We start from the raw sequence: 20,166 nt of genomic DNA, 5'->3' as shown, positions 1-20,166 counted from the left end.
CAGTTCGTTGAACGCCAGCTTCTAATCAAGGCAGGACCTGATCACCGGCCTCACATCGACAGTGGACGCCAGCCGTGGACATTTTCATACAGCAGATCCTCAACGGTCTCTCGATCGCCAGCGTGATCACGCTCATCGCCATCGGCGTGACGCTGATCTTCGGCCTGACCGGCATCATCAACTTCGCCCATGGCGAATTCCTGATGATCGGCGGCATCGTCACCTGGCTCGCCGTCAGCGCTGGCCTCGGCTTTCCGGTGGCGGTCGTGCTGGCGATCCTGGCGGTTGGAGCGATGGGCTACATCCTCGAGCGTGGCCTGTTCCGCTTCACTCTGGAGCGGCCGACCAACGGCTTCATCGTCTCGCTTGGCCTCATCGTCGTGCTGCAGCATGTCGTCGTGCTGCTGTGGAACCCCAATCAGAAGAGCATTCCGCGCCCGCTGACCACTGTGTGGGATGTTGGCGGCGTGCGCATTGCCTCCGTTCGCGTCATGGTGATCCTGATCGCTATTGCCGTGGTGGCCCTGAGCTTCAGGATGGTTACGGCAAGCCGTTACGGCCGGGCGCTGCGTGCCAGCGTCGAGGACCGCGATACCGCGGCCTTGATGGGCATTCCGGTGCGTCGCTACATTACCGGCGTGTTCGTGCTGGGCAGCGCGCTTGCCGGACTTGGCGGCGCGCTGCTGATCGCGCTGTTTCCGATCACGCCTTTCACCGGCGGCACGATGGTCATGAAGGGCTTCGCCGTCGCGTTGATTGGCGGTCTCGGCAACATCTATGGCGCCGTAGCCGCTGGTCTCATCCTCGGCGTCGTCGAAGGCTTCAGTGCCGGCTACGGCTTCTCGCAATGGACCGATGCCTATTCCTTTGCCCTGATGATCCTGGTCCTGATCGTTCGCCCACATGGTCTGTTCGGCGGCACCAGCGGACCCAGGATCGCATCATGACCGCAGAGCAGGAGCTTCACGCTGATCGCACGAATTCCACCTTCAAGTCCTTGCGCTCGCTGCTACCGGTTGTGGTTGTCCTCGCGCTGATCGCGCTCGTGCCCTTGTTCTCGCCCAGCAACCGCTTCCTGTCGCTGGCAATCTCTGCCGGGATCAACGTGATCGCGCTCTACGGGCTGTCCGTGCTGTTCGGTCAGACCGGCATCCTGTCGATGGGGCACGCAGCACTGGTCGGCGTTGGCGCCTATGCGGCGGCGATCCTGGCGCGCGATTTCGGCATCGGCTTCTGGCTGGCGCTGCCGGTGGCAGCGCTTGCCAGCGCAGTGTTTGCAGCGATCGTCGGCATTCCCTCGCTTCGGGTTGGCGGCCACCACTTCGTCATCATGACCTTCGCCTTCGGCCAGTTGCTTACAATCGTGCTCACCAATGGCGGCGACTACACAGGCGCTGCCACCGGGCTTGATCTGGTCGGGCATGTCACCCTGTTCGGGGCCGACATGGGTGACCTGACGCGCTACTATCTGATGGTGGTGGCGTTCGTCGCTGCCGCGGCAGTGGCGAGCTGGGCGATTATCAACTCGTCCTATGGCCGTACGTTGCGCGCGATCAGAGAGAACGAGAAACTTGCCGCCTCGCTCGGCATCAATGTCGGCCGGCACAAGATCGGCGCCTTCGTGGTCAGCGGCATCTTTGCCGGCATCTCCGGCGTGCTGCTCGCCTATTTTCTCGGCCACATCTCGCCTACGCAGTTCTCTTCCTTCCCGAGCATCTATCTGGCGCTCATGGTCATGATCGGCGGCGCCCGCCTGATCGAGGGACCGCTTGCCGGCGGCGTGCTGGTCGCCTTCCTGCCGGAAGTGCTCAATCTCGACCCGGTCCAATCGCGCATCGTCTATGGCGTCTGCCTGATTGCAGTCATCATGCTGCTGCCCGATGGCCTGATCGGCGGCATCGTGCGGGCGCTTCGCGGGGTCTTCGCGGCCAAGCCGGGACAGGAAACCCAAGAGCGCCATGCACGGCCATCGGAGGCGCGCCGATGAGCCCTGTGCTGGCGATCAGCGGCCTCAGCAAGCAGTTCGGCGGCGTCACCGCGCTGGCGGGCGTCGATCTGACCATTGAAGAAAGCGAAATCCTCGGCGTCGTCGGTCCGAACGGCTCCGGCAAGACGACGCTGTTCAACGTGGTGACCGGCGTCCACAGGGCGAGCGGCGGCAAGGTGCTGTTCCACGGACAGGACATCACCGGCCTGGCGCCGCACGCCGTGTCGCGGGCCGGCATTGGCTATACCTTCCAGCAGGCAATGGCGTTTGCCGGCCTTGGCGTGCTGGAGAACGTCCAGATCGCCGGCGAGCATGCGAGGGCGGCTGGCACAACCAGTCCGTGGCCGGCACCGCAGGCACTGCTCGACTTCGTCGGATTGAGCGCGCTAGCAGATGAAAAGGCCGGCGTGTTGCCGTTCGGGAGCTTGCGCCTTCTTGGCCTCGCGCTCGCACTCGCCACGCGGCCGTCGCTGCTGCTGCTCGACGAGCCGGCTGCCGGCCTGAACGATCGCGAAACCACGGCGCTGGTGGGGCTTGTCCGCCAGCTGCCCGGCCATGGCATCACTGTCTGCGTCATCGACCATGACATGAAGCTGATGAAGATGTTGTGCCGACGGCTTGCCGTGCTCGATTTCGGCTCCAAGATCGCAGACGGACCGACCGAGGCGGTGCTTGCCGATCCCAAGGTGCTGGAAGTTTACCTGGGGGGCGATCTGTGAGCCTGCTCGCTGTTTCCGAAGTCGTCACCGGCTACGGGCCGACGGTCGTCAATCGCAGCGTCTCACTGACGTTGACCGAGGGCGAGATCGTCACCATCCTCGGGCCCAACGGTGCAGGCAAGTCGACGCTGCTCAAGGCGATCGCCGGGCTGGTCCGGCCGCGCGCCGGCACCATCTCCTTCGATGGCGCGGAGGTGACCGGGCTAGCCGCAGATGTCATGGCCCGACGCGGTGTCGTCCTGGTGCCGGAAGGGCGAAAGATCTTCGTCGACATGACAGTCGAGGAGAACCTTCGGCTCGGCGCCTATTCGCGCCGTGACGGTGTCGCCGTCGAAGCCGATTTCGAAACCATGCTGGGCTTCTTCCCGATCCTCGCTACCAAGCGGCGCGACAAGGGCGGTTCGCTCAGTGGTGGCCAGCAACAGATGCTGGCGATAGCGCGCGGGCTGATGACGAGGCCGCGCGTGCTGTTGCTCGATGAGCCGTCGCTTGGCCTGTCACCGTTGCTGGTCAAGGAGATCAAGGCGATCATTCTCAGCATCGGCGAGCGATTCGGGGCTTCGGTGCTGCTGGTCGAGCAGAATGCCGGCCTCGCCCTCGCCGTCGCCTCGCGCGGCTATCTCATGCAGAACGGCCGCATCGTCGTCTCGGGGCCGATCGCGGAATTGCGCGACATGTCGCTGATGCGGGAACTCTATCTCGGTGGCATGGCGGAAGCGGTGGTATGAGCGAGCACTCAGTCATGGCTCGCGCCGTCACGCAGCTTTTCAAAGCGGGCGTAGCTCTTGGTCAGGTGGCTGCGCATGGCGCGGCGGGCGGCGTTGACGTCCTTGGCCTCGATGGCGGCGAGGATGGCGCGATGCTCATGCTGCATCCTGGCCAGATATGTCTCCCGTTCGGGAATGGTCATCTGGTCGAGGCGGGTCCACTGGCGCGGGATCATGGCGCTGCCGAACGCGTCGAACAGCCGGGTGAAATTGGCGTTCTGCGTCGCCGCGAGAATGGCGCGGTGAAACGCGAAATCCTCTTCCGACCCAGACCCTCCGGCACGCACCGCCACCTCCAGCGCGTCAAGCCCCGAGCTCATTTGCTCGAGCGCACTGTCGCTTCGCCGTTTCGCCGCGAGGCCGGTCGCCTCGACTTCGATACCCATGCGCAATTCCAGCACGCGCAGCACCTCGTCGATCGATTCGAGATCGTCAGGCAGAATGGAAAAGGTCCGCGGCGGCGGGTCCTTGGCAACGAAAGCGCCGAGGCCCTGACGCGTGGTGATAAGGCCCCGGGCGCGCAACGCGGCAAGCGCTTCGCGTACCACGGTGCGGCTCACACCCGTGGCGGCGACGATCTCCTGTTCGGTTGGCAGTTGCTGGCCCGGCGCAAGATCACCGGATTCAATCTGCGCGATCAGCGTGTTTACCAGTCCGGTCCGCAGGTTCGGCGCCTGCGGTATGGCGTCGAAAAGCATGCTCTCATTATCGGCCATCGCGGCAAACAGCCCCTGTTCGATTCTTCGGTGAAGGATTGCATCGACGGGTGTTCGCCGCAAGGTGAGGAAATACGGCCCACAGGCGCGGGCCGTGGTTGGAGGATTGCATGAAAGAACGCATTGGTTTCATCGGACTGGGGAGCATGGGCTCGGGCATGGCCGCGAATTTGTTGCAAAAGGGCTGGCCCCTGACGGTCTGCGTCCATCGCAGCCGCGATGCCGCCGACCGGTTGATTGCTTCGGGTGCCGTCGAAGCGGCAAGTCCGCGCGATCTCGCCGCCGCCTGCGACATCGTCATTCTGTGCGTCACCGGCTCGCGAGAGGTCGAAATGCTGGTGAAAAAGCCGGATGGCTTGGCCGCTGCCGGCAAGCCGCTGCTGGTCATCGACTGCTCGACGTCCAACCCGTCGTCGACGACAGCACTTGCCGGCAAACTCGCCGCGCAAGGTGTGATGCTGATCGACGCGCCATTGGCGCGCACACCCAAGGAGGCGGCCGAAGCAAAGCTCGACGTCATGGTCGGAGGGTCGGCCGAGGCCGTTGCCCGGGCTCGGCCGGTGCTCGAGGCCTTTGCCGCGCGCATCGTGCACACCGGCCCGATCGGCAGCGGCCACACAATGAAGCTGCTCAACAATTTCGTCTCGATGGGTTACTCCGCCATCTATTCGGAAGCGCTGACGCTTGGCGTCAAGGCCGGACTGACGCCGCAGGTCTTCAACAGCGTCATCTCGGGCAGCCGCATGGATTGCGGCTTCTACCAGGCCTTCTTCGATTTCGTGCTGAACCGCAACGAGAACGCGCAGCGTTTTGCCATCGTCAATGCGCTCAAGGACATGACCTATCTGGCCTCTTTCGCCCAGGCGGCGGGCGTTGCCAACCCGATCGGCGCCTCAGTGCGCAATGGCTTCGCCACCGCTGTTGCAACCGGCCATGGCGAGAAATTCGTGCCGGCTTTGTCCGATATCATCGCCGGCCTGAACGGCGTCTCGCTGGTCGAACCGCCGGAGGCGTGAACCGGCCAGAGCGGTTCAGCGTTTGACGGAATCGCCGACCCGCTCTAACTGTTTGTGCTACGCACTCCGGACGGAAAACTGCACTTTCCTGGAATTGCTCAAGGCGCGGGCGGTGCGCAGCGTTATCCGGCGGCTTGCTTGCGGATAGCCTTCCTCAGTCTCTTGTGCCGCAAGGAAGGTGCTGGCTCTGCAACTGCCTCATCATGCAGTCCAACACGCAGGGCCGCACCTGCGAGATGATCGCGCATCGCCGTTTCTGCCGCCTGAACATCCCCGGCGCGGATAGCGGCCAGGATTCGCTCGTGCTCGCCGAGTGTGATGCGTGCCATGTCGTCGGATTTCTGCCGGTTGCCGGCGGCAAGAATGCTTTCGCGGACACGCTCGGAAACGAAAACCAGGAACTGGCCCATATAGGCGTTGCGCGTCGCCTCCGCGACGGTGCGGTGGAACTCGAGATCGCTGCGCAGCCAGGCGACACTGCCATAGGGCGCCGCGCGCATACCGGCGAGCGCATCGCCCATGGCGGTGAGATCGGCTTCGCTGCGGCGCTTCGCGGCAAGGGCGGCCGCCTGCACCTCGAGTATGCCGCGCAGTTCGAACAGGTTGCGGAACGAGTCGGCCCGCTGCAGGGCTTCGTAGTCGATGGTCAGCACCGTCGGGTTGTTGCTTTCCACCACGAAGGCGCCGCGCCCCTGTTGCGACCAGATGCGGCCTTCCGAGCGCAGCCGCGCGATCGCCTCACGCACGACGTTGCGGCTGACACCGAACGTGGTCGCCAGCGCCTGCTCGGTCGGCAGTTGATCGCCGGGCTTGAGGCGCCCCTGCGCGATCTCGCGCGAGATCGAACTCGCAACCAGGGTGGAGAGATGCGGACCGCGATTGACCTTGTCGAGTTTCAGCGTCATCGCTCACCTATAGACCATGATCGGCGTTGGCTGCCAGGATGCGGCCGTTGCTGAGAATGTGACGCGGATCAAACGCCTCCTTGATGCCCGCCGCCAGGTCGAGGGTCACCGGATCGATCCGCTCGAGGAACGCCTTTTGCTTGACCCTGCCGATGCCATGCTCGGCGCTGATCGAGCCGCCATAGCGGTCGACGACGGCAAAGATCACCGCCTCCGCCTCTTCGAACAAATGCTCCACCGCTTCGGGGGCCATGCCTTCCGGCGGCACGACATTGAGATGGATGTTGCCGTCGCCGACATGGCCGTAGGTCACGGCAAGCGCGTCCGGGCGCACTTCCTCCAGGGCTGCCAGTGCATCGGTGACGAAATCGGCGAGTTCCGAGATCGGCACCGAAACGTCGGTGCGCAGATAGCGGCCGCCGCGGCCCTGGCGCTCGACCATGATCTCGCGATAAAGCCACAACCGCTCTGCCTGCGCCCGCGTCGATGCCACGATGCCGTCTTCGACAATATCGGTAACGCCACCGAGAAAGCCCGTAAGCATGTCGGACAGGTCGATCAGCCCGCCGGAAGAAACCTCGATCAGCACATAGGCCGGGTACGCCTTGCTCAGCGGATCGGGAAAGTCCACGCCCTCGCGCATCGTGATTTCGATACCGCCGCGCAGGATCAGTTCGAAGGCAGTCAGAAGGTCGCTGCAGTCGCGCCGCGCCCGCGCATAGAGTGCCATCGCATCCTCGACCGATCGCAGTCCGACCAGCGCGGTTTCGATCTGCGTCGGCTTGGGGAAGAGTTTCAGCGCGGCTGCGGTGACGATGCCGAGCGTGCCTTCCGAGCCAATGAAGATCTGCTTGAGATCGTAACCGCGATTATCCTTGCGCAGCACCTTCAGCCCGTTCCAGATCCGGCCGTCGGCCAGAACCACTTCCAGGCCAAGCACCAGGTCGCGCGTCATGCCGTAGCGCAGCACGTTGAAGCCGCCGGCATTGGTGGCGACATTGCCGCCGATGCGGCAGCTTCCTTGTGCCCCGAAGGTGATCGGCAGCAAGCAATCGCTCTGCTCGGCGGCGCGCTTGGCGACCTCGAGAATGCAGCCGGCTTCGACCACCATGGCGAAGTCGATCGGGCTGATCGAGCGGATCCTGTTCATGCGCTCCAGTGAGATGACGATTTCACCGCCATCCGCTGCCACTGCCGCGCCGACAAGACCGGTCAAGCCGCCTTGCGGCACGACTGGAATGCGCTGCGCGTGGCAATGGCGCATGAGAGCCGACATCTCCTCGACCGAGGCCGGTCGTGCGACCGCCAGCGGGCGGCCGAAATGGTCACCCGACCAGTCGCGGCTGTAGCGCGCCAGATCCTGGCTTGCGGTCACCAGCCCGCCATTCGGCAGCACGCCGGCAAGTGCCGCGATCAGCGATTTGGAGATGGGTGGCACGACATTCATGAATTGACTCTGACCCTTCCGGGAAAACGACTGGACAATCACCATTCTTGTCGTGTTATCATACAACCCTGATTTAGAACATCAAGCGAGGCCGTGGTCCCGCCGACCGTTCGATGTGGATGATCAGGCCAGCGAACCACTGAATTCGGAGGACTTTTCCAATGAGCGACGCCCCGGGCTTTCGCTATATGCACACCATGATCAGGGTTCTCGACCTCGACAAGTCGATTGCCTTCTACACCGAGGTTCTCGGCATGACCTTGCTGCGCCGGGACGACTATCCCGGCGGCAAGTTCACCAACGCCTTTGTTGGCTATGGGCCGGAAGAGACCGAGGCCGTCGTCGAGCTGACGCTGAACTGGGGTCGCGAGGAGCCTTACGAAATCGGCACTGGCTTCGGCCATTTGGCGCTTGGCGTCAATGACATCTATGCCGTCTGCGCCGAGATCGAGAAGCGCGGTGCCAAGATCGCGCGCAAGCCCGGGCCGATGCAGCATGGCACCACCCATATCGCTTTCGTCGAGGACCCGGATGGCTACAAGATCGAACTGATCGGCCTCGATACCATGTAGTGACCTGATCGGGCGGGGTCGCATCGGGCTTGTGATGCGACCCCGTCCGGTCCGCGCTTGCTTGGGAGGCGGTGCGGATCGAGCTGTCACTTGATGACCGCGATCTTGCTGCGGTCGATGGTGATGGCGACGGCGGCGATGAGCACCGATCCGAACACCATGTTTTCCAGAAAGATGTTGACACCGATGAAAGTCATGCCGATGCGCACGATCGAGATGATCAGCGCGCCGACCGCCGTGCGGGCAACGCCGCCCAGCCCGCCGGTGATGGCGCTGCCGCCGACGATGACGGCGGCAATGGCCGGCAGCAGCAACTGGTTGGCCAGAACCGGCGAGCCGCTCGACAGTCTCGCTGCCAGCACCACGCCGGCGACCGCGGCCAGCATACCGGAGGCGGCGAAGGCGATGATCTTGGTGCGGTCGACATTGATGCCCGCCGCCCAGGCGGCCGGCTCGCCAGCACCGACGGCAATCGCCTGGCGGCCAAAGCGCGTGTAGCGCAGCGCGAGAAAGCTGGCGATGCCGATGACCGCCGAAATCAGAACGACCACCGGCAGTCCCCCGACCGTGGCGTTGATCCAGGCGGTGTTTTCGCGACCGCCTTCCTCGATGGTGATGGCACGGCCGTCGGAAACCCATAGCGCGATGCCGGTGACCACGCCACCGGTGGCCAGCGTCGCCACGAAAGACGGCACGCGCAGCTTGACATGGACGATGCCGCTCAGCGCTCCGAAGGCGAGACCGGACAGGATTGCCAACGGAAAGGCGGCGAGGCCGAGCGAGGGCAGCAACTGCGCCAGGATCACACTCGCCAGCGAAGCGACCGCCTGGATCGACAGGTCGATGCCACCGAGCAGGATGGCGAAGGTGACGCCCGTCGCCAGGATGAACAGCACGGCGGTGTTGGCGAACAGCAGGGACACGGTCTCGCCGGTGAGAAAGCCGGGCGCTGCGACCTCTATGATCAGCAGCAGGCCGACAAGCAGGACCAGCGGAATAGCACCTTGCGTCCACTTGCCGTCCAACAGCCTCTTGGGGGAAAAAGCTCTATTCATCGGCCTGCCTCACACCATCGCCCGCAAAAGTTCGACCTGGTTCGGCTTGTGTCCCGGGCTGGCGTCGAAACGTGCGGTGATCTCACCGTCGCGCATCACCAGCACCTGGTGCGACAGGCCGATGGTTTCCTCCAGCGTGTCGGAAATCAGCAGGATCGCCACGCCCTGCGCGGAGAGATCGCGGACCAGTTCGTAGACCTCCTCCTTGGCGCCGACGTCGAGGCCACGCGTTGGGTGGTCGAGCACGAGGATGCGCGAGCCCGCCGTCATCCAGCGCGCCAGCACCACTTTCTGCTGGTTGCCGCCGCTGAGCTTGCGGCAGGCGGCATCGGGACTAGGCGCCTTGATGCGCAGTCGCCTGATCCAGTCGGCGGCAAGCCGGCGCTCCTTGGCATAGTCGATGGCGCCATGGCGCATGACACTTGAGAGATCGGCGAGTGAAATATTTTCGGCGATCGACAGGAACATCACCAGCCCCTCAAGCCGCCGCTCGCGCGGCACATAGCCGATGCCCTTTCGCACGGCCGGTTCCGGCGAGCCGAAGCGCACGGAATCGCCGGCGATTTTCATTTCGCCGGCATCATGCTGGAGGAAACCCCCGATGGTGCGCGTGACTTCCTCGCGGCCGGAGCCGAAGACGCCGGCAATGCCGACGATCTCGCCGGCCCTGATCTTGAGATCGACGCCATGATAGGCGCCGCCCGCCCCCAACCCTTTTGCCTCGACCATGACCGTCTCGCGCGGCGCCTGCTGGCGGGCCTCGCGGTAATATTCGGCCTGCAGCCCGCGCCCGACCATGATCTCGTGCAGCTCCGGCACGGTGACGTCAGCCGCGCGATGCTCGGCGACGACCGCACCGTCCTTCATGGTGTACACGCGGTCGGAGATCGCCAGCACCTCGTCGAGGCGATGCGAGACGAAGACGAAGCTGGCGCGGGACTTGAGCGAACGCACGCGTGCGAACAGCACCTCGATGTCGGCGGCGTTGAGCACGGAGGTCGGCTCGTCGAGCAGGATGAGCAACGGTCGTTCGACCATCTCTTCCAGGGTCAACGCCTTGGCGAGTTCCACCATCTGGCGCGCGGCAAAGGTGAGCTCGGAGATGCGTTGGGTAACATCGATATCGATGCCGATCTTGCCGAGCTGGCGGCGCGCCGCCGCGTTCATGGCGCGCCATTTGACGATGCCAAGACGGGTGAAGCGGTCTTCCTCGCCGAGATAGATGTTTTCGGCTACCGTCAAATTGAGCACCAGCGATTGTTCCTGGAACACCATGCCGATGCCATGCCGTGCCGCCTCGCGCGGATTGCGCATGCGAAGCTGCTCGCCGTCGAGGGTGAGACTGCCGCCATCCGGCCGATAGCTGCCGGCGAGCACCCGCATCAGCGTCGACTTGCCGGCGCCGTTCTCGCCGATCAGCCCGACCACTTCGTTCGGCCGGACCTCGATGCTGACGTCACGCAACGCCTGGACGCCGGGAAAGTTCTTGATGATGCCCGATGCGCTCAGCATGGCGTTCACTTGACGATCTTGAGGCGGACGCGGTCGAGCGACAGCGCAACCGCGGCGATGATCATCAGGCCCTGCACAGTCTGCTGAATGTAGGGCGAAATGCCGAGCAGGATCATGCCATTGGCAAGCACGGTGACGATCAGAACGCCAATCAGCGTGTTGACGACGCCACCCTCGCCGCCGGTTAACGCCGTGCCGCCGACAACCACGGCGGTGACCGCGGCAAACAGCCTTCCATCGCCAATGACCGCATGCGACTGGCCGAGCTGGGCCGCGGCAAGGACGCCGGCGATGCCGAAGAAAAAACCGGCCAGCGCGAAGGCGGTGATGCGCACCCGTACCACGTTGACACCGGAGAGCTTGACGACGTCCTCGTCGCCGCCGATGGCCAGGATGTGGCGCCCGAGCTTGGTGTGATACTGGATGACAGCGGCAAGCAGGAACGCTCCGGTCGCGACCCACACCGCCAGCGGCAGGCCGAGGAAGCGGGTGAGTGCCAGGTCGCGGATCGAGGCGTCGTTGAGCCGGATCGCCGAGCCGCCGAGCATGTAAACCGACAGGCCAAGGCCGATGAACCACATGCCCAGTGTCGCCATGAACGAGGGGATGCGCAACATGGTCTGGACGAGACCGCTGATGAAACCCATGGCGGTACCGGCGGCGACCGCGGCCAGCACCGCCCACCAGCCATAGTCGTTGCCATTGCTGTCATTGGCGGCAAGCAGCACGACCACCATCGCCGCCACCGACAGCGTGCCTTCGACCGAAAGGTCGATGCTGCCCATGAGGATGATGAAGGTAAGCCCCATCGCCAGCGTCAGCGGCACGGCGGCCGAGTTGGCGAGACGCACCAGATTGCGCAATTCGATGAAATTGGGATTGGCAATGGCGATCAGCACGCACAGCACAATCAGCACCGCCAGCGGCGCCAGGCTGCGCCAGCGCCTGCCACCGAACACAGTGGCGATGCGGCCGGAGAGGAATGTCATAAGCGTCGTCCGCTCGATGTCCGAAACGGACTTCAGGGGTTCTGTATGGATTGTCAAGAAACCGCTTACCCTCTGCTTGTAACAGTCGCCGACCCACATAGGACGCACGACGCCTGTAAAAGGAAGCGGGCCGCCAGGGAGCAGCGGCCCGCAATCGCGGTCAGGTCCGGATGGCTCCAGTCACCCGACCCCACAGATCGTTCCAATCGATGTCCGGCTTGGCGTCGATATTGGTCTTGTAGTATTCCTCGACATTGTCGTGCGAGATCAGCACCGCCTTGCCGTAGAATTCGCGATGCTCCGGCGGTTCCTTGACCGGGTCGAACTTGCCGATCTTGGCATTGTAGCCGATGGCGAGTCCCATGCCGCCCTGCCAGAACGGATCCGAGGTGACGGTGCAGGCGAACTCGCCGGTGCGCACCGCGTCAACCGCCGTCTTGATGCCGTCCACGCCGACGATCGGCACCTTGCCGGCGAGGTTCTCGGCGCGCAACGCCTCGAGTGCGCCGGAGCCCATGTCGTCATTGGCGGCCCAGATGCCCTTGATGTCGTCGCCGAAGCGGGTGAGCAGATTTCCCATCAGGTCGAAGGCCTCGGTCGATTTCCAGTTGGCGACCTGGAAGTCGAGCAGCTTGATGTCCGGATTGGCGGCGAGTGCGGCGTCGAGTCCCTTCTTGCGCTCGATCGCCGCCGTAGTCGAGATCAGGCCGCCAAGTGCGACGATGCCGCCCTTGCCGCCGATGGTCTTGAATAGGATCTCGGCGATGGTCTTGCCGCTTTCGATGCCGTCAAACTCGATGTGGGAAACATAGTTCGGGTTGAAGTCCTTGGGATGCAGGTCCGCCGGCTTATTCCATTGCGTCACGACATAGGCGCCGGCCTTGGCGCAGGCTTCGACGATCGGGCGCGCATCGGGCGTATCGTTGGGGTCGGAATTGAGCACCATGTTGCCGCCGGTCTTGGCCAGCATCGCCTTGATGTCGGCTATCCCTTTCTCGCTGTTGCCTTCCGAAACCAGCGTGACGTGTTCAAGCCCGGCCCATTTGGCGTAAGCCTCGGCGCCGGTCTTCCATACGGCATGGTAAGGATTGGACAACGAACGGATCGACGTTACCAGCGTCGGCTTTGCCTCGGCCCGCAAGACCCTCGGCATGGCCAGCGCGGCCACTCCAGTTGCGGCGCCCATCATCAGCATCCGGCGGCTGACCGGGCCGGAAAGCGTAAAACTCTTCCTCATTATCGAACCTCCCGATTGAAATCTGCTTCCCGCCCGGCGGCTTGCGCGGGGAGCGCGACCTCCGATCGGGGGATTGCCAAGTTCCTCCACTTGTACGACAACCCTTCAACACGATAACCATACCCTTTCTCTTGACGCGGCACAAGCGACTTGCGATCGTGGTCCGCAGGAGAGCAGGGCAATGACGTCGCCCATGCAAGGGAGCGGGAATGCCGGATTACATCATTGTCGGCGGCGGCTCGGCCGGTTGCATTCTCGCCGCCAGGCTGAGCGAGGATCAGGACCTGTCCGTTGTCCTGCTGGAGGCCGGCCCGCCCGACACCGACCGCTACATCCATCTGCCCGTCGGCTTCTTCAAGATGACGGCAGGGCCGCTGATCTGGGGTTATGACACTGCCCCCGGCCAAGCGATCGATGGCCGCGTCATGATCTATCCGCAGGCGCGCGTTCTCGGTGGCGGCTCCTCGATCAACGCCCAGGTGTTCACCCGGGGTTGCCCGCAGGACTATGATGGATGGTCCACCGACGAAGGTTGCGTGGGCTGGAGCTACGCCGACGTGCTGCCGTATTTCCGCCGCTCCGAGGGCAACGACACCTTCGCCGATCCGCAACACGGCACCGAAGGTCCGCTCGGCGTCTCCAGCGGCACGCCGCATCCGCTGTCCCGCGTCTTCGTCAAGGCGGCGCAGCAGGCGGGTCTTCCCTTCAGGGCCGACTTCAATGCAGGCCAGCAGGAAGGCGTCGGCTTTTATCAGACGACGACGCGCAACGGGAAGCGCAGCAGCACGGCGGTCGCCTATCTTAAGCCCGCGCTGAGCCGCAAGAACCTGACGCTGCGCACCGACGCAACCGCCAGCCGCATCGTTGTCGAGAATGGCTGCGCCATCGGCGTCGAGATCATCACCAACGGCCGCACCGAATTGCTGCGCGCCGAGCGTGAGGTTATCGTCACCGCCGGTGCCATCGGCTCACCCAAGCTTTTGATGCTGTCCGGCATCGGCCCGGCGGCGCATCTCGGCAGGCATGGCATCAAGGTGATCCAAGACCTAGGCGGCGTCGGCCAGAACCTCCATGATCACATGGATGTCGATGTCGTCGCCGAACTCAACGGACCGTATGGCATCGACCGCTACAAGAAGAAGCGTTGGCAGGCGGTCGCGGGCCTCGAATACGCTCTGTTCGGCAAGGGCCCGGTGGCGTCCAACATTGTTGAAGCCGGCGGCTTCTGGTGGGGTGACCGGATGGAAAAAACGCCTGATATCCAGTTTCATTTCCTGCCCGGCGCTGGCGTCGAGGAGGGCATTGGCTCAGTTCCCAGCGGCAATGGCTGCACGCTGAATTCCTACCACGTGCGCCCCCGCTCGCGTGGCAGCGTCGCGCTGAGATCGGCGGATCCGCGCGATCCGCCTGTCATCGATCCCAATCCTTTCGCCGAACGCTACGATCTCGACCGCGCCATCGATGGCATCGAGATCAGCCGCGAGATCCTGTCTCAGCCCGCCTTTGCGAACTATATCAGCCGCGAGCACCTACCCGGCGCGGGAACGAGGGGACGCGCGGCGATCGAAGCCTTTGCCCGCGAGCATGGGCGCAGCGCCTATCATCCGGTCGGCTCTTGCAGAATGGGCGGCGATGCTGAGAGCGTCGTCGATCCCGAGCTTCGCGTGCGAGGGCTGCAGGGCCTGCGCATTTGCGACAGCTCGGTGATGCCGCGCATTGTGTCCTCAAACACCAACGCCGCCGTTATCATGATCGCCGAAAAGGCGGCCGATATGATCGCCGGGCGGGCCAACTGCCGGCCCAATGATCTTAACCGTCGGGGCACACCGGACGCTGCGCAAGATCGACGTGGGTATGGTCGACGATGAATTTGCCGCCTGACGGCGCTGCCTCCTTCGCACCAGTTCCGGACATTCACTTTTGTCGATGTTGGCTGAGCTCGGCGACAAGATGCTTGGACAGTCGCCGCAGAGGCAGGTGTTTTGTCAGAAACGCCAGCTTTGCCGTTTCCTCCAGTTCCTCGGCGGCAAAAACGGCATCACGAAAGCTGCGCCCCGATCCGGAAACAGCCGGATCGCCGGAACGTATCAAAGGTCAGCCAAAGGTCTCAAAAAGCTTCGCTTCCATAGCTGCGTTGTGGCCTCTGCTGCCAAGCCGCGGAAATTCGGCCAGGACGAGGTCCATTCAAAGTTGGTTGGACCGACCAGGTTGCCATGAGAGCTTCGAGTGGCGACGCATAGGACGCGCGCTAGCTAAGCTCCGCGAAGCTGAGCACTGGCCTCGGCGACCGAGGCGGTCCCGTTCACTAGTCCAGTTCGTGGATCGCTACAGTGGGGATGACCGACTTTGCAATCTCGCATAGGTGCTGATGATGGGTGAGGTAGATCACCTGGCCTACGCTGGCCATCTCGCCGAACAACCGGAAAACTTCTTCCGACCGGAGATGGTCAAAGGTCTCCATGATGTCGTCGGCGATGAAGGGAACAGCAGGCCTGAGCTTGGCAAACTCGTAATATCCGGCGAGCCGTAGAGCCAGGTAGAGCTGGAAACGCGCGCCTTTCGACAGAGCGTCTGCGACCTTCGATTGGCCATCCCGCTGCATTGCGATGAGGACCTCGCCGCCCTTCACCGGCTGGGTCGTCAAGCCTGTGTACTGACCGCGCGTGATCAGTGCGAAGGCGTCGGAGGCCTCGCGCATCATTCCAGAGCGATGGCGTTCGCGATAGACCCGAAGCGCGCTCGCCGCCGACATCACCCCAAGCTTCAATTCGATATGGCGGACGGCCTTGTCCTCGATTTCGAGAAGCACGGTGCGACGCTCGGCATCGATACGGGCAACTGCGCTGTCGCCGCCGATCGCATCGAGCTTGTCGGTCGCCCGCATGCGCCGGACGAGTTGCTGTTGCAGTGAGTCATGGAGGTCGGCGAGGCGCCGCTCGACCTCGGCCTTTTCAGCCGCAAGTCCATCGAGATCGAGGCCTTCCAGCAACGATTGCGCTTGGATGAGGCCGTCGACAGCGAGTTCACTCGTGAGGCGTTCTTCAAGCTCGGCAACGGCACTCTGCAGACCGTCTCGCTCGCGAAGCTGTTCATCGCGTTCCCCGACCTCTGGCAGAGTTCTCACACCAAAGGCATCGAGTACTTCCTGCTTTGTCGTCTCGTGTGCCGCGAACTCAACGCCCAGTGCCTCTCGAATGTCCTGCAATTTCTGAACGTCAAGGAGGAGACTTGCCCTCGCCTCACGGGCACGCTCGGCTTGCTCCAGACGCTCTGTCAACCTGACGCTCACTTGTTCTGGCACCTCGTCGCCCGCACGCTCGCCGGCCTGCGCACCAAGCCCGGCCACCTCTTCAGCAAATGCACTTCTGTCCGCCTCCATCTTGCGGATGCGGATACGCATGGCCTCACGATCCTGCAGCGCCTTTGACAGATCTGACAATTGATCGAGGACGCTGCCAAGCCCAGTCCCGGCAACGCCTTCTTCGAGCCAAGTGCCCTTCAGCGTTGCCTCAACCTCGGCCTGCCATGCACCCTCTCTCCTCTCGGCAATTTCAACAGCGAGCCGCCTGGCGGCCAGCTCCTCTTCCTTCGCCGCGACGTTCCTAAGCGCTTCCGCTCGTTCCGCGTCGACCTTCCCTTGCCTGTCGAGAAAGCGGTCGGCGGCGACCACCATGGCCTCCAGGGCCTCACCGGCTTCCGGCTGAATTCCAACGCTTTGAAGAGCCGAGGCCAATCCGAGATGAAGCCGCTCTCCTTCGGCGGTTGCGCGCTCAATCCGGGCACGCGCGAGCAGGATGTCGTCCCAAGCGACAAGCGCGTCGGCCCGCGCTGAAAGGCGCTCCTCGAGAAGTCCGATCAGCAGGTCGAGCGATTGCGCCTGGCTATCCTCAAGCAGGGGGCTGGCCGTTCGTTTGATTTCAGCGGACGCCATTTCTGCGCGCTGGGCTACCCCGGCGAGTTGGCAGCTTACGCGCTCCATTGCCGCTTCGGTCTCGGCCGCCCTTTGCTTGATTGCGCGCAGATCGGCGAACTCGCCCGCATGGGCCAGTCGAGCCGTACCGACATGATCGTCCTTAGCCAACGCTGCGGCAAACACGTCTGCGGTTTCGGTCGTGAGGTCCGCCCGGTGATTTCTCCAGGCCTCGTCTCTCTCACGTCTTATGGCTGCGGCTGTGTCATCGTCGGCGAGATCGGCCGAGGCGCCGACAGCAGCCAGCCGTGACGAAGTTGTTATCCGACTTTGTTCATACTCAGCCAGACGCTCGGAGAAGACCGCTTTGTCCCTTTGAAGGTCCGCGGCCAATGTCTTCCAGGCAGCAATCTGTGTCGGGGGCGGAACCGATATTTTCGAAAGTGCTTCCGCATCTCCCGACCACGGCTGGAGCCGCCGCATCGCATCCGCTAGTCTCGTTTGCCCCTCGTCAGCCGACGCGCGCGCCTCTCTTATTTCCCTTGGGTGACTGCTGGCCTTCGCCTCCGACACGGCGGCCATCAGCCTGGCTCTTGCGGGTTCGGGCACCGCCCTCTCCTCGCCAACGCGACTTCGCGCAGCGTTGAGCCTGTCAAACGTGGCAGCGGCTTCATCGCGGGCCATCCGCAAGCTCGTCGTGATGCCCGAGCGTTGCTCGACCATGTTGCGAAGCGTGCCGATCACAAAGGCAGGCAGGATGAGCCGGGACGGATCCTGTTCGGCCGATCTTCCGAGCGCGGCGAGACAATTCGCCACCACATGGTCAAGCATCTGGACTTCCATTTTGCGGGTCGGCAGATCCATGCCCGCGGACGCATGGCGCGCCTTGCGATCGACAAGTCCTCGCACCTGTTCGGAGATCGCTAGCACAGCGTCGTCGACAGCGATTGCTTCGATCTTTGCCTTCGCCCGATCGATCTCATCGCCATTGGCCTGGAGGCGAGTTCTCAGCCGAGCGTCATGATCGATCAATTCCGCGACGCTGCCGCTCCAAGTCCTGGGTGGAGACTCGATGTCAGGCAGCTCGGTCAGTCTGCTCGCCTTGCGTTTGATCTCTCCAAGCAGCGGCGCAGCGCGGGCATGGCGCTCGATTGTGGCGAGCCGCGCCGACAAAACCGAGCGTTCAGCGAGGCTGCGATCATACTTGTCCTGGGCTTCCACCCGTTCCGCCTCGAGCGCCTCGAATGTCGAGGCCAGAGTGTCGATCGTCTCCTTACGTAACTTGAGTTCGGCGAACCGCTTCTTCAGCAGCGCGATTTCGGTGGTCTGTGCCTGTTTTCGGTGGAGCCCATCTGCTTCCGTCTCCAGCGCGGCCAAGACATCGCTGGCATGACCAAGCCCGGCGCTGGCGGTGAAAAGGAGCTTGCCGAGATCACCACGCGATTCCAGGATGGCCTTGCCCCCTGCTTCCAGCGTTTCGTCATCCAGTGAGAACATGCTGCTGTAGGCTTCGCGGGACAAGCTGGCGAGGTGAGCCGAAATGGCAATTTCGCTCAGTGGGCGGCCTTCGGCGTTGTGCAGTGAGTTGCTGCGACTTTTGGTGCGTGAAACGGCCAGCGTCTCCCCCTCGAATTCGAGCAGCCCGCCAATGCGCATGGAGCTATAGTCGTGCAGGAAACTGTAGCGGCTGCGCTCTTCGATACCGAAGAGCAGATCAAGATACGCGGAAAGTGCCGTCGATTTGCCAGCCTCGTTCAAACCGAACACGATATGCAGATCGGGACCTGAAACCGGTCTCTCTCCGAAATCGATTGCCCTATCGGTAAACTTGCCGTAGCGGGTCAGATCAAGCCGCCGCAATCTCATCGCGTTGCGCCTGCCTTGAGCCGCGCAGTGACCAAGTCGACGCCGCGTGCAAGCACATCGTCGAGAAACTTCTCGAGCCCCAATTCATCTTTGCCGGCGAAGCTTCGCGCATCGGGCGGCAGGTCCGCGATCGTCTTCAACATGAATTCTCGCGCTTCGGATCGAAATGCTTCTGAACCCGCATTGGCGCGCATGGACTGTGCGAGTTCCAGAGTGGGATCGGCAACACTTGCCAAATCTCCGACACCGGGAGCCGAAAGAGCAAACTCTAGCTTCTCCACCCAGGTGTCGCCCACCTGTTCCGCTGCCTGTTCGGCTTCAGCGACCGCCAGGTCCCGGTCGCGCATCAGCGACCATGAAAGGACAGAAGTGCCGATCAAGCCGAGGCGGGCAACAAGGTAGCGCGATCTGGCAACCTGCCGGGATTGCTCCAGCCCTGATCGGATGCGGACGATGGCCTCGCTCCATTCCGACGCCCCAGTCAGATCGACGCTCACCCGCTCGAACTGCGCCACGCTGGTTAGCCTCTCCTCAATCTCGACGCAGCGATCGTCGCGAATGGTGACCAGCGTGACCGATTTCTCGCCCGCCTCATTGATGTCCCTCCCCTGAGGGATCCCTGGCATCACGAGCGTGCTCGCACCGGAATACACCTGGCGAACGTGAATGTGACCAAGCGCCCAATAATTGAAGCCGTGGCCCTGCAGATCGGCGACGCTGCAAGGTGCATAGACGTCATGGCCTGGCGAGCCCGCCAAGCTCGTGTGCATAATGCCGACGTTCGCCGCTCCCTCCCGCGGGGCGACATATTTGGATAGTAGGCCTTCGGGCGCCTTGGGGCTGACGAAACTAAGCCCATGGAACGCGACGTCTACCCCAGCGCCAGACTGGATTACGGATTGGCAGCGGCCGCCAAAAGTGGTCACCGTGTCCGGCAGTTCGAGTTGCTTCGTAATCCGCGACATGGCGTCATGATTGCCGCGGATCATGTAGACCCTGACGCCAGCTTGATGGAGACGCGCCATCTGGGTGGCCAGAAAGCGTGCCGTCTTCATCGAAGTCTGGTCGCCATCGTAAAGATCGCCGGCAATGACAAGGGCGTCGACACGCTCAGCCAGGCAAAGGTCCACTATTGCAGCGAACGACTGCCGGCTGGCATCGCCGACGAGCTCGGCAAGTTCAGAATTTCTGAGTGCTAGCGAGCGCAGTGGCGAATCGAGATGGACGTCGGCCGTATGAATAAATCGAAATGTCATCCGGGGCGCTCTCCAGGCCCGAATCGAAGCTCAGGCCAATTCTGTCGAAGTCCAAGTCGCCCAAACCGCATGCCAGCGACCAGATCAAAGCCTCGTTAGCAAAGTCCGACAGCGTTGGGCAACGGGAAGAGCCAGATACGATGGCCCACGATTCTCGGTCAGTCGTGCGCCTACCTGCCGATGCTCTCCTGGAATTTCTCAATCCTGGAAAG

At 63.2% G+C, this 20,166-nt stretch carries 16 protein-coding genes; 7 read left to right on the top strand and 9 right to left on the bottom strand.

The window, feature by feature from the left end; all coding sequences use genetic code 11:
- Positions 1-74 precede the first annotated feature (74 nt).
- From LB566_RS26975 to LB566_RS26960, 4 genes are read left to right on the top strand one after another with little or no spacing between them, the layout of a single operon-like run.
- On the top strand, positions 75-947 hold the full coding sequence (locus LB566_RS26975) for a branched-chain amino acid ABC transporter permease (RefSeq protein ID WP_140552591.1): 873 nt from the start codon (positions 75-77) through the stop codon (positions 945-947).
- The gene (locus LB566_RS26970) at positions 944-1,987 is read left to right on the top strand and encodes a branched-chain amino acid ABC transporter permease (protein WP_140552592.1); all 1,044 of its coding nucleotides are present in this window, start codon (positions 944-946) and stop codon (positions 1,985-1,987) included. The genes LB566_RS26975 and LB566_RS26970 overlap by 4 nt, the downstream gene beginning before the upstream one ends.
- Positions 1,984-2,706: an ABC transporter ATP-binding protein gene (locus tag LB566_RS26965; protein WP_224628944.1), complete on the top strand. Its 723-nt coding sequence runs from the start codon at positions 1,984-1,986 to the stop codon at positions 2,704-2,706. Before LB566_RS26970 ends, LB566_RS26965 begins: the two co-directional genes overlap by 4 nt.
- Positions 2,703-3,434: an ABC transporter ATP-binding protein gene (locus LB566_RS26960; protein ID WP_224628942.1), complete on the top strand. Its 732-nt coding sequence runs from the start codon at positions 2,703-2,705 to the stop codon at positions 3,432-3,434. Before LB566_RS26965 ends, LB566_RS26960 begins: the two co-directional genes overlap by 4 nt.
- Before the next feature lie 8 nt (positions 3,435-3,442).
- Here LB566_RS26960 and LB566_RS26955 read toward each other — a convergent pair whose 3' ends face one another.
- Entirely contained in the window at positions 3,443-4,189 is a 747-nt protein-coding gene (locus LB566_RS26955) for a FadR/GntR family transcriptional regulator (RefSeq protein ID WP_224628940.1), read from the bottom strand.
- Between the two features lie 110 nt (positions 4,190-4,299).
- Here LB566_RS26955 and LB566_RS26950 point away from each other — a divergent pair, with 110 nt between their 5' ends.
- Positions 4,300-5,205, top strand: coding sequence for an NAD(P)-dependent oxidoreductase (locus tag LB566_RS26950; protein WP_224628938.1), 906 nt, complete (start codon positions 4,300-4,302; stop codon positions 5,203-5,205).
- A gap of 122 nt (positions 5,206-5,327) precedes the next feature.
- Here LB566_RS26950 and LB566_RS26945 read toward each other — a convergent pair whose 3' ends face one another.
- Together LB566_RS26945 and LB566_RS26940 are read right to left on the bottom strand one after the other, a co-directional pair.
- The gene (locus LB566_RS26945) at positions 5,328-6,110 is read right to left on the bottom strand and encodes a FadR/GntR family transcriptional regulator (protein ID WP_140552597.1); all 783 of its coding nucleotides are present in this window, start codon (positions 6,108-6,110) and stop codon (positions 5,328-5,330) included.
- A 7-nt stretch (positions 6,111-6,117) separates the two neighbouring features.
- Entirely contained in the window at positions 6,118-7,557 is a 1,440-nt protein-coding gene (locus LB566_RS26940; RefSeq protein WP_224628936.1) for an FAD-binding oxidoreductase, read from the bottom strand.
- 161 nt (positions 7,558-7,718) lie between these two features.
- Here LB566_RS26940 and gloA point away from each other — a divergent pair, with 161 nt between their 5' ends.
- On the top strand, positions 7,719-8,129 hold the full coding sequence (gloA, locus tag LB566_RS26935; RefSeq protein WP_140552599.1) for a lactoylglutathione lyase: 411 nt from the start codon (positions 7,719-7,721) through the stop codon (positions 8,127-8,129).
- A gap of 86 nt (positions 8,130-8,215) precedes the next feature.
- Here gloA and LB566_RS26930 read toward each other — a convergent pair whose 3' ends face one another.
- From LB566_RS26930 to LB566_RS26915, 4 genes are all read right to left on the bottom strand, one after another.
- The gene (locus LB566_RS26930) at positions 8,216-9,184 is read right to left on the bottom strand and encodes an ABC transporter permease (RefSeq protein WP_140552600.1); all 969 of its coding nucleotides are present in this window, start codon (positions 9,182-9,184) and stop codon (positions 8,216-8,218) included.
- A gap of 9 nt (positions 9,185-9,193) precedes the next feature.
- Positions 9,194-10,696, bottom strand: a complete 1,503-nt coding sequence (locus LB566_RS26925) for a sugar ABC transporter ATP-binding protein (protein ID WP_140552639.1) — start codon at positions 10,694-10,696, stop codon at positions 9,194-9,196.
- Between the two features lie 5 nt (positions 10,697-10,701).
- Positions 10,702-11,685 (bottom strand): ABC transporter permease, encoded by a 984-nt coding sequence (locus LB566_RS26920; protein ID WP_140552601.1) that lies wholly within the window; start codon positions 11,683-11,685, stop codon positions 10,702-10,704.
- A gap of 160 nt (positions 11,686-11,845) precedes the next feature.
- A complete protein-coding gene (locus LB566_RS26915) occupies positions 11,846-12,922 on the bottom strand; it encodes a sugar ABC transporter substrate-binding protein (RefSeq protein WP_140552602.1) in 1,077 nt (358 codons plus the stop codon).
- A gap of 209 nt (positions 12,923-13,131) precedes the next feature.
- Between LB566_RS26915 and LB566_RS26910 the strand changes: the two genes are divergently transcribed.
- Positions 13,132-14,790 (top strand): GMC family oxidoreductase, encoded by a 1,659-nt coding sequence (locus LB566_RS26910; protein WP_224628934.1) that lies wholly within the window; start codon positions 13,132-13,134, stop codon positions 14,788-14,790.
- A 437-nt stretch (positions 14,791-15,227) separates the two neighbouring features.
- Here LB566_RS26910 and LB566_RS26905 read toward each other — a convergent pair whose 3' ends face one another.
- Complete coding sequence (locus LB566_RS26905) at positions 15,228-18,698, bottom strand: ATP-binding protein (protein WP_140552604.1); 3,471 nt, start codon at positions 18,696-18,698, stop codon at positions 15,228-15,230.
- The gene (locus LB566_RS26900) at positions 18,695-19,954 is read right to left on the bottom strand and encodes an exonuclease SbcCD subunit D (protein ID WP_140552605.1); all 1,260 of its coding nucleotides are present in this window, start codon (positions 19,952-19,954) and stop codon (positions 18,695-18,697) included. The genes LB566_RS26905 and LB566_RS26900 overlap by 4 nt, the downstream gene beginning before the upstream one ends.
- Positions 19,955-20,166 lie beyond the last annotated feature (212 nt).

It is taken from the genome of Mesorhizobium sp. CA13 (genome assembly GCF_020165235.1).
GTDB lineage: Bacteria > Pseudomonadota > Alphaproteobacteria > Rhizobiales > Rhizobiaceae > Mesorhizobium.
The sequence above is the reverse complement of the archived record's forward strand: the minus strand, read 5'-3'. Positions and strand labels throughout refer to the sequence as shown.

Coding starts and splice junctions, on each gene's coding strand:
- gloA (WP_140552599.1), top strand. CDS start 7,719: ATGAGCGACGCCCCGGGCTTTCGCTATATGCACACCATGATCAGGGTT.
- LB566_RS26950 (WP_224628938.1), top strand. CDS start 4,300: ATGAAAGAACGCATTGGTTTCATCGGACTGGGGAGCATGGGCTCGGGC.
- LB566_RS26900 (WP_140552605.1), bottom strand. CDS start 19,954: ATGACATTTCGATTTATTCATACGGCCGACGTCCATCTCGATTCGCCA.
- LB566_RS26970 (WP_140552592.1), top strand. CDS start 944: ATGACCGCAGAGCAGGAGCTTCACGCTGATCGCACGAATTCCACCTTC.
- LB566_RS26940 (WP_224628936.1), bottom strand. CDS start 7,557: ATGAATGTCGTGCCACCCATCTCCAAATCGCTGATCGCGGCACTTGCC.
- LB566_RS26925 (WP_140552639.1), bottom strand. CDS start 10,696: ATGCTGAGCGCATCGGGCATCATCAAGAACTTTCCCGGCGTCCAGGCG.
- LB566_RS26905 (WP_140552604.1), bottom strand. CDS start 18,698: ATGAGATTGCGGCGGCTTGATCTGACCCGCTACGGCAAGTTTACCGAT.
- LB566_RS26945 (WP_140552597.1), bottom strand. CDS start 6,110: ATGACGCTGAAACTCGACAAGGTCAATCGCGGTCCGCATCTCTCCACC.
- LB566_RS26920 (WP_140552601.1), bottom strand. CDS start 11,685: ATGACATTCCTCTCCGGCCGCATCGCCACTGTGTTCGGTGGCAGGCGC.
- LB566_RS26965 (WP_224628944.1), top strand. CDS start 1,984: ATGAGCCCTGTGCTGGCGATCAGCGGCCTCAGCAAGCAGTTCGGCGGC.
- LB566_RS26915 (WP_140552602.1), bottom strand. CDS start 12,922: ATGAGGAAGAGTTTTACGCTTTCCGGCCCGGTCAGCCGCCGGATGCTG.
- LB566_RS26910 (WP_224628934.1), top strand. CDS start 13,132: ATGCCGGATTACATCATTGTCGGCGGCGGCTCGGCCGGTTGCATTCTC.
- LB566_RS26930 (WP_140552600.1), bottom strand. CDS start 9,184: ATGAATAGAGCTTTTTCCCCCAAGAGGCTGTTGGACGGCAAGTGGACG.
- LB566_RS26955 (WP_224628940.1), bottom strand. CDS start 4,189: ATGGCCGATAATGAGAGCATGCTTTTCGACGCCATACCGCAGGCGCCG.